Origin of the sequence: Nocardioides sp. (genome assembly GCF_035703625.1) — a bacterium.
Taxonomy (GTDB): domain Bacteria; phylum Actinomycetota; class Actinomycetes; order Propionibacteriales; family Nocardioidaceae; genus Nocardioides.
The window spans coordinates 1-8,710 of the sequence record NZ_DASSXS010000024.1 but is presented as its reverse complement, the minus strand read 5'-3'; the positions used below and the strand labels follow the sequence as shown (position 1 = coordinate 8,710).

7 protein-coding genes are annotated in these 8,710 nt (G+C 71.3%); 3 read left to right on the top strand and 4 right to left on the bottom strand.

Features of this window, described 5'->3' with window-relative positions; genetic code table 11:
- Positions 1-1,701, top strand: a 1,701-nt coding sequence (locus VFN12_RS01150) for a thiamine pyrophosphate-binding protein (RefSeq protein WP_325116705.1), incomplete at its 5' end; no start/stop codon positions are given.
- A 47-nt stretch (positions 1,702-1,748) separates the two neighbouring features.
- Positions 1,749-3,080 (top strand): aromatic acid/H+ symport family MFS transporter, encoded by a 1,332-nt coding sequence (locus VFN12_RS01145; protein ID WP_325116703.1) that lies wholly within the window; start codon positions 1,749-1,751, stop codon positions 3,078-3,080.
- On the opposite strand, the gene VFN12_RS01140 is transcribed toward VFN12_RS01145, so the two are convergent.
- The 4 genes from VFN12_RS01140 to VFN12_RS01125 form a co-directional block, all read right to left on the bottom strand.
- Positions 3,077-4,099, bottom strand: a complete 1,023-nt coding sequence (locus VFN12_RS01140; protein WP_325116701.1) for a GntG family PLP-dependent aldolase — start codon at positions 4,097-4,099, stop codon at positions 3,077-3,079. The two genes, VFN12_RS01145 and VFN12_RS01140, sit on opposite strands and share 4 nt — an antisense overlap.
- Before the next feature lie 72 nt (positions 4,100-4,171).
- Positions 4,172-5,506: a class II 3-deoxy-7-phosphoheptulonate synthase gene (locus VFN12_RS01135; RefSeq protein ID WP_325116700.1), complete on the bottom strand. Its 1,335-nt coding sequence runs from the start codon at positions 5,504-5,506 to the stop codon at positions 4,172-4,174.
- Between the two features lie 33 nt (positions 5,507-5,539).
- The gene (locus tag VFN12_RS01130) at positions 5,540-7,000 is read right to left on the bottom strand and encodes an APC family permease (protein ID WP_325116699.1); all 1,461 of its coding nucleotides are present in this window, start codon (positions 6,998-7,000) and stop codon (positions 5,540-5,542) included.
- A gap of 69 nt (positions 7,001-7,069) precedes the next feature.
- Positions 7,070-8,098 (bottom strand): 6-phosphofructokinase, encoded by a 1,029-nt coding sequence (locus tag VFN12_RS01125; protein ID WP_325116697.1) that lies wholly within the window; start codon positions 8,096-8,098, stop codon positions 7,070-7,072.
- 94 nt (positions 8,099-8,192) lie between these two features.
- On the opposite strand from VFN12_RS01125, the gene VFN12_RS01120 reads away from it, so the two are divergent.
- On the top strand, positions 8,193-8,710 hold a 518-nt coding region (locus tag VFN12_RS01120; protein WP_325116696.1), incomplete at its 3' end, for a DUF1028 domain-containing protein.

Below are 8,710 nucleotides of genomic sequence, written 5' to 3'. Positions count from 1 at the left end.
GCCCGCCACCGGGCCCGGGGTCGAGACGTTCGTCGGCGCCTGCGTCCGCACGCGGGCCGACACGATGTGAACGTCGCGGAGGCAGTCGGCAGGACGGTCGTCGCCGTCGGAGTCGACCACGTCTTCGGCGTGGTCGGGTCGGGCAACTTCCACCTGACCAACGCCATGGTGGCCTCCGGCTGCCGCTTCGTCGCGAGTCGCCACGAGGCGGGAGCGGCCACGATGGCCGACGCCTATGCGCGGTGCAGCGGTCGCCTGGCCGCCGTCACCGTGCACCAGGGGTGCGGGCTCACCAATGCGCTCACCGGGCTCGCCGAGGCCGCCAAGAGCCGCACGCCCCTGCTCCTGCTCGCCGCGGAGGCGAGCGAGCCGAGGTCCAACTTCTTCGTCGACCAGGACGCCCTGGCGCGCGCCGTCGGTGCGACCTCCGTCCGGATCACCTCCGCCGAGACCGCGGTCGCGGAGACCTGCGCGGCCGCCACGCTCGCCGTGCAGGAGCGGCGCTCGGTGCTGGTCAACATCCCGCTCCACGTCCAGGACGACGAGGTGCCGCCCGGGCAGGAGGTCGCGTTCCCGGCCGATCCTCCGCGCAGGACGCCCGATGACGCGCAGGTGAGCCGGCTCGTCGACCTCCTCGACCGGTCCGAGCGACCGGTGTTCGTCGCCGGCCGGGGCGCCCGCGGCGCGGGCTGCCGGGCCGCACTGGAGGCCCTGGCAGACCAGTACGGCGCCCTGCTGGCCACCTCGGCCGTCGCGCGGGGGCTGTTCGCCGGCAGCCCCTGGTCGCTCGACGTATCGGGCGGATTCGCCTCACCTCTCGCGGCCGACCTGATCCGGGGTGCGGACCTGATCGTGGGCTGGGGCTGCGCCCTCAACATGTGGACCACGCGACACGGCCGGCTCATCTCTCCTCGCGCGAGCCTCGTGCAGGTGGACGACGACGAGGCCGCGCTGGGCCTGCACCGTCCGCTGGACCTCGGCGTCGCGGGCGATGTGCAGGCCACGGCCGGGCTGGTGCTCGGGGCAGCCGGGCACCGGCGCGACGGCTACCGCACCACGGCTCTGCGCGAGCAGATCGCCGCGGAGGTCCGGTGGCGCGACGTCGGCTACGACGACACGGGCACCGGTGAGCGGATCGACCCGCGCACGCTGAGCATCCTGCTCGACGACATCCTGCCCGCCGAGCGGGTGCTCGCGGTGGACTCGGGCAACTTCATGGGCTTCCCGAGCATGTTCCTCTCGGTGCCCGACGAGCTGGGCTTCTGCTTCACCCAGGCGTTCCAGTCCATCGGGCTGGGACTCTCGACCGCGATCGGCGCCGCGCTCGCGCAGCCCGAGCGGCTGCCGATCGCGGCCCTCGGCGACGGTGGCGCGCTGATGAGCGCGGTCGAGCTCGACACCGTCCGCCGCCTGGGCCTGCCGATGGTCGTCGTCGTCTACAACGACGACGCCTACGGCGCCGAGGTGCACCACTTCGCGCCGGACGGGCACCCGGTCGACACGGTCACCTTCCCGGAGACCGACATCGCCGGAATCGCCCGCGGCTACGGCTTCGACGCGGTGACCGTGCACGGGCCGGACGACCTGAAGGCGGTCGACGCCTGGGTCTCCGGCGACCGCCGTCGCCCCCTGCTCATCGACGCCAAGGTAGTCAGCACCCACGCGTCCTGGTGGCTCGAGGAGGCGTTCAGCGGGCACTGAGGACCAGGACTCTGCACGACGCACCAACCAATCGCGGAAAGGCAGTCATGTCGCAACACACAGTCACAGCGGACCGACACAGCTCCCGGCTGGTGGCGGTGGCCATCTGCTGCGCGACGATCGTGGTCGACGGCTACGACCTGATCGTCTACGGAACGGTGGTTCCCACGCTCGTCGACGGCAGTGCCGAGTGGACGCTCAGCACGGCGCAGGCGGGCCGCATCGGGTCCTACGCCCTGATCGGGATGCTGATCGGGGCCCTGACCATCGGCACCGTCACCGACATCGTGGGCCGCCGCAAGATCATGCTGGTCTGCATCGCGTGGTTCTCGGCCGCGATGCTGCTCGCAGCAGCCGCACCGACTCCGGAGATCTTCGGGCTGAGCAGGTTCCTGGCCGGCCTCGGGCTCGGCGGCGTGGTGCCCACGGCGATCGCCCTCACCATCGAGTACGCCCATCCACGACACCGCAGCACCACCAATGCGTTCATGTTCTGCGGGTACTCGGTCGGCGGCCTCATCGCGGCGCTGTCCGCCATCTGGGTCATCCCGTCGCTGGGCTGGCGCTCCATGTTCGTCGGTGGCGCCCTGCTCGGGTTCGCCCTGCTGCCCGTGGCCTGGAAGCTGCTCCCGGAGTCGGCGAGCTTCCTGATGGTGCGCGGCCGCCACGATGAGGCCCGCGCCGTCGCTGCCCGGTACGACCTCGCGCTCGAGGAACCCGCCGCGGAGCCGGACGAAGGCAGGAAGGCAGGGGCCCTGGCCGGCATCGCCGAGCTCTTCAAGCCGCGGTTCGTCGCCGGGACGCTGTTGTTCTGGATCGGCACCGGGATGGGCCTGCTGCTCGTCTACGGTCTCAACACCTGGCTGGCGCAGATCATGCGAGAGGCGGGCTACGAGCTCGGGTCGGCGCTGGCGTTCCTGCTGGTGCTCAACCTCGGCGCGATCATCGGGACGCCCGCACTGGGAGCGGTAGCCGACCGGGTCGGCTCGAAGGTGACCACCTCGACCATGTTCGCCACCGCGGCGGTGTGCATCTTCCTGCTCAGCTACAGCCTGCCCTCGCTCATGCTGTACCTCCTCGTCGCGGTGGCCGGGGCCTGCACGATCGGCACGACCATCCTGGTCAACGCCTACACCGCCACCTTCTACCCGGCTCACATGCGCGCGACGGGGCTCGGGTGGGCGCTGGGGATCGGCCGGCTCGGTGCCATCGCCGGGCCGATCTACGGGGCGTTCATCCTGGGTTCCGGGTGGGGACTCGACGCGAACTTCTACGCCTTCGCCGTCCCCGCCGTGGTCGGCGCCGTCGCGATGCTGCTGGTTCCCCGGACCGCGCCCGTGACCGTCACCGACGAGGTGGCGACCCCCGCCCGCACCTAGGCGGGCTGAGCCGAGCCGCGGGGGTGCCCGGCCAGGCCGCCGAGCACCTTCGCCGCCCGCTCGGCGTCCTCACGGGAGACGTCGAGATGCGTGACCAGGCGGACCGCCGTGCGCCCGAGCGCGGCGACCAGGACCCCGCCCTCGCGGGCAGCCGCGACGAAGGCCGGCGGGTCGTCGTGCGGGACCACGACGATGTTGGTGTCCACCGACGACGGGTCGACCCCGCACGCCTCGGCCAGCAGCCGGGCATGCCGGTGGTCGTCGGCGAGCCGCTCGACGTGGTCGAGGGCGTGGAGCCCGGCGGCCGCGAGGATGCCGACCTGCCGCATGCCGCCGCCCATCCGCTTGCGCCACACCCGGGACTCGGCGATCGCGTCCGACGACCCGACCACCAGGGAGCCGACCGGCGCGCCGAGGCCCTTGGACAGGCAGACAGCCATCACGTCCGCGATCGCGCCGTAGTCGGCCAACGCGGCGCCGGTGGCGACGTGTGCGTTCCAGATCCGGGCGCCGTCGACGTGGATCCGGGTGCCCGCCGACGTCGCCCACTGCCGGAGCGCCCGCAGGTCGTCGAGCGCCTGGACGACCCCGCCCGCGAAGTTGTGGGTGTTCTCGACCGAGACCGCCTTGGTCGGCACGAAGAACGGCCCCAGGTCGGGTGCATGGAGGCGCTGGATCGCCGGAAGGTCGACCTGTCCGTGCTCACCGGTCCAGGTACGCATGGTGAGGCCGGTGTAGGCCGCATGGGCACCCAGCTCCGCCCGGGCGATGTGGGCCGACGACTCGCACAGGACCTCCTGCCCGGGCCCGACGAGCGTGCGCACCGCCAGGACGTTGGCCATCGAGCCGGTGGGGGTGTACAGCGCCGCCTCGTGTCCGAAGAGCTCCGCGACCCGCTCCTCGAGCCGCCGCACGGTCGGGTCCTCCCCGAAGACGTCGTCGCCCACCTCGGCCCGGGCCATCGCGGCCCGCATCGCCTCGGTGGGCGCGGTGACGGTGTCGGAGCGGAGGTCGATCACGGAGCGAACCTAGCGAAGTCGCGGTCGGGGGGTTGCGACGCCGCCCGCTCGCAGGCTCGCGGTCAACGCCCCTCAGGCCTTGCGCAGCATCTCGGCGACCAGGAACGCGAGCTCCAGGGACTGCACCCGGTTCAGGCGAGGGTCGCAGACGGACTCGTAGCGGTGAGCCAGGTCGATCTCGGCCAGCTCCTCACCACCGCCCACGCACTCGGTGACGTCGTCCCCGGTGAGCTCGACGTGGACCCCGCCCGGCCAGGTGCCGACCGAGCGATGGACGTCGAAGAAGCCCTGCACCTCCTCGATCACGTCGTCGAAGCGACGGGTCTTGTGGCCCGACGACGCCTCGAACGTGTTGCCGTGCATCGGGTCGCACACCCAGGCCACCTCGACGCCGGCGGCGGAGACCTTCTCGACGAGCTGCGGCAGCCCCTCACGGATGCGGCCGGCGCCGAAGCGGGTGACGAAGGTGAGACGACCCGGCTCGTTGTCGGGGTTCAGCCGTCCGGCCAGGGCGAGGGCCTCGTCCGCCGTCGCGGTGGGCCCGAGCTTCACCCCGATCGGGTTGCGGATGTGGCGCAGGAGCTCGACGTGGGCGCCATCGAGCTGGCGGGTGCGCTCGCCGATCCAGAGGAAGTGCCCGGAGACGTCGTACGGCAGGCCGGTGCGCGAGTCGATCCGGGTGAGGGCGTGCTCGTACTCCAGCACGAGCGCCTCGTGGCTGCTGTGGAAGTCGACCCGGTGGAACTCGTCGGGGTCGGCACCGATCGCCTGCATGAACGTCAGGGCCCGGTCGATCTCGCCCGCCACCTGTTCGTAGCGCTGCCCGGCCGCCGAGTCGCGGACGAAGTCGGTGTTCCAGGTGTGGACCTGGCGCAGGTCGGCATAGCCGCCGGTGACGAAGGCGCGGACCAGGTTGAGCGTCGCCGCCGAGGAGTTGTAGACGTCGACCAGGCGCTGCGGGTCGGGCATCCGGGCCTCGGGGGTGAACTCGAAGCCGTTGACGGCGTCACCCCGGTAGGCCGGCAGCGAGACCCCGTCGCGGGTCTCGATGTCCGACGAGCGTGGCTTGGCGTACTGACCGGCGATCCGCCCCACCTTCACCACCGGCACGGACGCGGCGTAGGTCAGGACCACGGCCATCTGCAGGAGGACCCGCAGCTTGTTGCGGACGTTGTCGGCCGTCACCCCGGCGAAGGTCTCCGCGCAGTCGCCGCCCTGGAGCAGGAACGCCTCCCCGCGGGCCACGGCGCCGATCTTCGCCTTGAGCTCGTCGCACTCGCCCGCGAACACCAGGGGCGGGTGCGAGCGCAGCCGGGACACCGCAAGGTCGACGGCCGCCGGGTCGGGGTAGGCCGGCTGCTGCGCCGGACCGAGCGCATGCAGGTCCGCGAGGTCGGGGATCGTCACGCCGCCAGCCTACGCGGGCGCGATCCCCCCATCTCATCCCCCGAGGTGGTCGACGTCGCGGAACCCGGTCTTCTTGGCGCGGATCCCGCGGTTGGTGAACCACGTCAGGGCCCAGAGCACGATGCCGATGCCCAGCAGCACCGCAGCGATGCGGTACTGGATCCAGTCCTCGGGGTCGCGCGCCCAGGGGCCGACCAGGAAGGCGGAGGTGACGGCACCGAGCACGGGGACGAACGCGGGCGCGCGGAAACGTGGCGTGGTGTCGGACCTACGGCGGACGACCAGGCACGCGATGTTGACGATCGTGAAGACGCAGAGCAGCAGCAGGCCGGTCGTACCGCTCAGGGCCTCGACGATCGAGGTGCCCTCGCCGCGGGTGACGTAGATGATGAGCCCCAGGGCGAGGACGGTCGTGAAGATGATCGCGGTCCACGGCGTACGACGCCCGGCCAGCACCTTCCCGAGACCGCGCGGCAGCACGTCCTGGCGGGCCATGCCGTAGATCAGCCGGCTGGCCATCAGCATGTTGATCAGGGCGGTGTTGGCAACCGCGAAGACGGTCAGGAACGGGAAGATCTCGGCCACCGGCAGGTTGGGGGCACCCTCCTTCACGACCTCGATCAGGATGCCGGTCTCGCCGTCGAAGCTCTGGATGTCGCCGAGCGGCAGCACCATGATCACCGAGACCGCGACCAGCATGTAGATCACGACGGCGATGCCGAGGCCGGTCAGCATCACCCGGGGGAAGATCCGCTCGGGGTCCTGGGTCTCCTCGACCATGTTGACGGAGTCCTCGAAGCCGACCATCGCGAAGAACGCGATCGCGGTGGCCACCGTGGTGGCCGCGAACATGCCGCGATCGGTCGAGGAATCGAAGACGACGACCTGGCCGAGGTCGGCGCCCTGGGTGGCCATGACCCAGAAGCCGACGCCGATGACGATGGCCAGCGCGGTCACCTCGATCAGGGTGAGCACGACGTTGAACTTCACGCTCTCGCCGACGCCGCGGAGGTTGATCAGGGCCAGGAGCACCATGAACGCGAGGGCGACCGCGATCGTCGCCGAGGTGGACGTCGGAACTCCCCCGACCGTCGCGTCGAGCCCGGCCAGCAGGTTGGCCGCCAGCAGGCTGGACGAGGTCGAGGCGCTGGTGATGCCGGAGCAGACGACCGTGAAGGCCACCAGGAAGGTCACGAAGTGGATGCCGAACGCCTTGTGCGCGTAGAGCGCCGCCCCGGCCGCCTGCGGGAACCGGGTGACCAGCTCGATGTAGGAGAAGGCCGTCAACGTGGCGACGGCGAACGCGATCAGGAAGGGCAGCCAGGCCACCCCGCCGACCTCGCCCGCGATGTCACCGGTGACGGCGTAGACGCCCGCCCCGAGGATGTCGCCGACGATGAACAGCAGCAGCAGCTTGGGGCCCATCACCCGCTTCAGGTCGGGCTCTGACCCGTTGACGTCGTCGACCTCTTCGGCCTGCGTGCCAGTGCTCATGTCGCGTTGCCTCCTCGAACGTGTTGGCCCATCGTGGCCGTTCGGGGCCACCAACGCCAGTGACAGGGCCTAGCCGAAGAAGACCTCCGCCTCGGCGTACTCCTCCGGGCTCACCAGCTTGAGCTCGTCGGTGCCCTCGTTCAGAGGTACCCGGATGATGGACGTCCCACGCAGGGCGACCATCTTGCCGAAGTCGCCGTCGGCCACGGCGTCGATGGCCTGCAGGCCGAACCGGGTCGCCAGCCAGCGGTCGAACGCGGAGGGTGTGCCGCCCCGCTGGACGTGGCCGAGCACGACCGCGCGGGCCTCGCTGCCCGTGCGCGTCTCGATCTCGTGTGCCAGCCGGTCGCCGATCCCGCCGAGCCGGACATGGCCGAACTGGTCGACCTCGCCCGAGGAGAGCGTCATGTCCCCGCCCTCCCGCGGCACGGCCCCCTCGGAGACCACGAGGATCGGGGCGTAGCGCGACTCGAAGCGGCTCTCGACCAGCTTGCACACCTCGTCGATGTCGAACGGCTGCTCCGGGATCAGGACGATGTTGGCTCCGCCCGCGAGGCCGGCGTGCAAGGCGATCCAGCCGGCGTGCCGGCCCATGACCTCGACCACGAGCACCCGGTGATGGGACTCCGCGGTGGTGTGCAGGCGGTCGATCGCCTCGATCGCGATGTTGACGGCGGTGTCGAAGCCGAACGTGAAGTCGGTGCCGGAGAGGTCGTTGTCGATGGTCTTGGGTACGCCGACGACGTGGACCCCGAGGTCAGCGAGCTTGGTCGCGACGCCGAGCGTGTCTTCGCCACCGATGGCGACGAGGGCGTCGACCCCGTCCCGTTCGAGGTTCTCCTTGATCAGCTCGACCCCGTTGTCGATCTTGAACGGATTGGTCCGCGAGGATCCGAGAATGGTGCCGCCGCGGGGCAGGATCCCGCGGCACTGCTCGATCCCGAGCTCCATCGTCACGCCCTCGAGCGGGCCTCGCCAGCCGTCGCGGTAGCCGACGAACTCGAAGCCGTGCTCGCGCGCGCCCTTGCGAACCACCGCCCGGATCACGGCGTTCAGGCCTGGACAGTCCCCGCCTCCGGTGAGCACTCCGACCCGCATAGGTCCGCCTTTCGTTGGATCGTTCACATCGACCTCGACGACCCTAGCGGCGACGGCGGACCGCAAGGAAGCCCCGGATCGGTAGGGTCCCAGCATGACCTTCTCCATCGTCGCCCGGTCCGCCGACGGTGAGTCGTGGGGCGTGGCTGTCGCCTCGAAGTTCCTCGCCGTCGGGTCTGCCGTTCCGGCCGCCGTCGCCCAGGTCGGCGCGATCGCCACCCAGGCCGACGCCAACGTCGCCTACAAGGGCCAGGCCCTCGCGCACCTCGACGACGGCGCCACCGCCTCGGTCGCCCTGCAGCGGCTGATCGAGGACGACCCCGGCCGGGACCACCGGCAGGTCGGGATCGTGGATGCCGAGGGCGGCGCCGCCTCCCACACCGGCCCGGCCTGCCTGGAGTGGGCCGGAAGCCTGACCGGCGACGGCTACGCCATCCAGGGCAACGTGCTCACCGGCGAGGACGTGGTGCTTGCGATCGAGGCGGCCTGGGCGGAGTCCGATCCCGATGAGCCCCTGTCCCGGCGGCTGCTCGCGGCCCTGGCCGCAGGTGACGACGCCGGAGGTGACCGGAGGGGCCGGCAGTCGGCCGCGCACCTCGTCGTCCGCGAGGA